We start from the raw sequence: 2,499 nt of genomic DNA on the forward strand, positions 1-2,499 counted from the left end.
TGTCTGGATGCGAGACCTCCTTGGCGGCAGCGATGACCTGGAGGGCGGGCGGCAACGCGTCTGAATCGGGCGGCTTGTAGCGGCGGTTGGCCAGCTTCGGCTCGGCGGCCAGGCGGCTGCGCACCACCTCATCCGGTGCTCGCCCCTTCAGCACGCGCTGACGTCTCCTGTTGTAAGCCTGATTGAAGCCCTTGAGCAGCGTCTCGAGATCCCGATGGCTATAGATCGTGATGCCGAGCACCTCGCGCTGCACCCGCCCGTTGAAGCGCTCCACGAGACCATTGGTCTGCGGTGTATACGGCTTGGTCCTGCGGTGCTCCAGCTTCAGCTGGCGGCAGGCCTCTTCAAAGCCATCGGCGGTAAAGCAGGATCCTCTGTCGGTGAGCACGTGCGTGATCTTGAAGGGAAACGCGCGGACCGCCTCTTTCAGGAAGGCGACCGCGCTGGTGGCCAGCTCATCGTCCTTGACGGCCAGATGCACCCACCGTGAGCAGCGGTCGATGGCCACATACAAATAGCGCTTGCGGCGCTCCCCGTTGGCGGTCTGCAGCTTGGGCAGGTGCTTGATGTCCATGTGGATGAAGCCAAGATCGTAATCCTTGAACGTGCCGCTCCGGCGCTGGCGCTGCTGCGCCGGGGGCAATCGTCCCAAGCCTTCCGCCTTGAGGATGCGGTAGACGGCATCGCGGTTGAGATGCGGCAGGAAATGGCTGACCACAAACGTGAGGTCATCGAGCGGGAAGCCGGTGGCCTGGCGCAGGGCACAGACGATGGCGCGCTCTTCCTCGGTGGCCTTCCAGGGCAGCTTGTGCGGCCGGCTGCTATGGTCCTGGCAGTCCTGTGCGCCGCGCTTGCGCCACTTGCGGATGGTCTCGGTGCTCACGCTGAAGCGCTGGGCCAGCACGCCGGTGGGCTCTCTCGAGCGGGCGATCTCTTGGCGGACGGCGGGGGTGGTGCGGGCTTGCGGATGAAGGGAGTGCATCACGTCCTCCTGCGGTGAGAAGCTCGGCGTCGCAGGCCGTCAAAGCGCCAAGTATACTCCTCAATGGCGTAACGCACCTGATCCCAACAACGTTCCGCTACCAAACAACTAGGGTTCGCTCATTTATGCGCCCTCCGCCCGCCAGCCAATGTCCGACGCCGTGCTATGTTCAGGCCGCCTTGGCAGCCCCGGCTCAAACATTTTCGGCCGTGTAGATCTCGAAGGGAATGACACGTTGCACGATACTGCCACCTTGGTTGCTGATCGTTGATTGCGCCATCGCCTCGACCAGCGTGTCGGCCAACAAACGCCTCGGATGCGACAGGACAACATTGATCACACCATCGACGAGCCCGGCAATGGTCTCAGTTATCAGTTCCCGTCCGATAACCACGAGGTTTCGGGATAAGGCACTCGGGTCCTCACGCAAGGCTCGGATGACGCCAATGATGCCGCCACCGGCGACGTAAATGCCAACCAGATCCGGTGTCCGCCGCAACAACTCCAGGGTGATTTCATAAGCGTAGCGCGGGTCCTCGAGGGTTGCCACGGAATCGAGCAACTGAAACTCCGGCGCATGTTCGTGGAAGTACGAACGGAAGCGCATTTCGCTGACATCTTGGCTCAGGAAGCGATGGCTCCCCACATAGACGCCGATCTTTCCCGGCGTCCTGCACATATTGGAGATGAACCAAGCCGCGGTGCCGCCGACCTTCCAGTTGTCCAGCCCTACGTAGCCAGCACGGTTCGCCGCCGGGAGGTCGGAAATGAGCGCGAACACAGGCACGCCTTTCCCGTGCAGAGTGTCGATCGCCTGCGTCACCTTGGGGTGATCTGCGGCGACGACCGCCACGGCATCGCATTCCCGCCCAAGCTGGAGGAGGCGTTCCGCGGCGACTTCCGGCGTCAAGTCGTCCCGGAACCTCACCACCGCCCGGCCCCTGATGGTCGTCGAGGCATCCGTCGCCTCCTTCAGGTCCTGCCCGAGCATTTTGTAAAACGAGCGTTGCGGCTGCTGGAGGAGGAAGCCGAGGGAGCGGGCAGGCCGATCCTGTCCGAGGCGGTGACGGATCATCCCGGTGCCATAAAAGCCGATGGCCTCCGCGGCGCGTAGCACCTGTTGGGAGGTTGCCTCCCGCACGCGATGGCGGCCGCTCAGGACACGATCGACCGTTGACACGCTGACATTGGCAACCTTGGCCACATCGGCGATAGTAGGGCGGCTCACCTGACCCTCCTTGACAGATTCTTTCATTCTTTCCCAGTGGAGTGATGAAAGTTCTTGAAAGAAAATTGTCAAATTTCGTTGCAAGATTTCTTTCATATTGGTAGCGATTTCAAACCTCGTCAATGAGGGTGCTCAAGAGCGCCCACGAAACAGAAGGAAGACCATGCTGCGGGATCGGGTCGATGACGTCGGACCTCGGAACACTCGGCCTGAACCACCGATCAAAACCATGTGCACGGCGGAAATTTCGCTCAGCATAATCGACGCGATCTCTGAGGTCCTGGCCCCG

At 61.7% G+C, this 2,499-nt stretch carries 3 protein-coding genes; all 3 read right to left on the reverse strand.

Annotated features, from left to right (window positions below; all coding sequences use genetic code 11):
* Window positions 1-982, reverse strand: a 982-nt coding sequence (locus FS320_RS41665) for an IS481 family transposase (protein ID WP_152718423.1), incomplete at its 3' end; no start/stop codon positions are given.
* 193 nt (window positions 983-1,175) lie between these two features.
* Window positions 1,176-2,237 carry a LacI family DNA-binding transcriptional regulator gene (locus FS320_RS41670; protein WP_152718424.1) on the reverse strand — a complete coding sequence of 354 codons (1,062 nt, stop codon included), beginning with the start codon at window positions 2,235-2,237 and terminating at the stop codon, window positions 1,176-1,178.
* 82 nt (window positions 2,238-2,319) lie between these two features.
* A partial coding sequence (locus FS320_RS47370; RefSeq protein WP_210252250.1) for a hypothetical protein occupies window positions 2,320-2,499 on the reverse strand: 180 nt, incomplete at its 5' end.

Origin of the sequence: Microvirga tunisiensis (genome assembly GCF_009296175.1) — a bacterium.
Taxonomy (GTDB): Bacteria; Pseudomonadota; Alphaproteobacteria; order Rhizobiales; family Beijerinckiaceae; genus Microvirga; species Microvirga tunisiensis.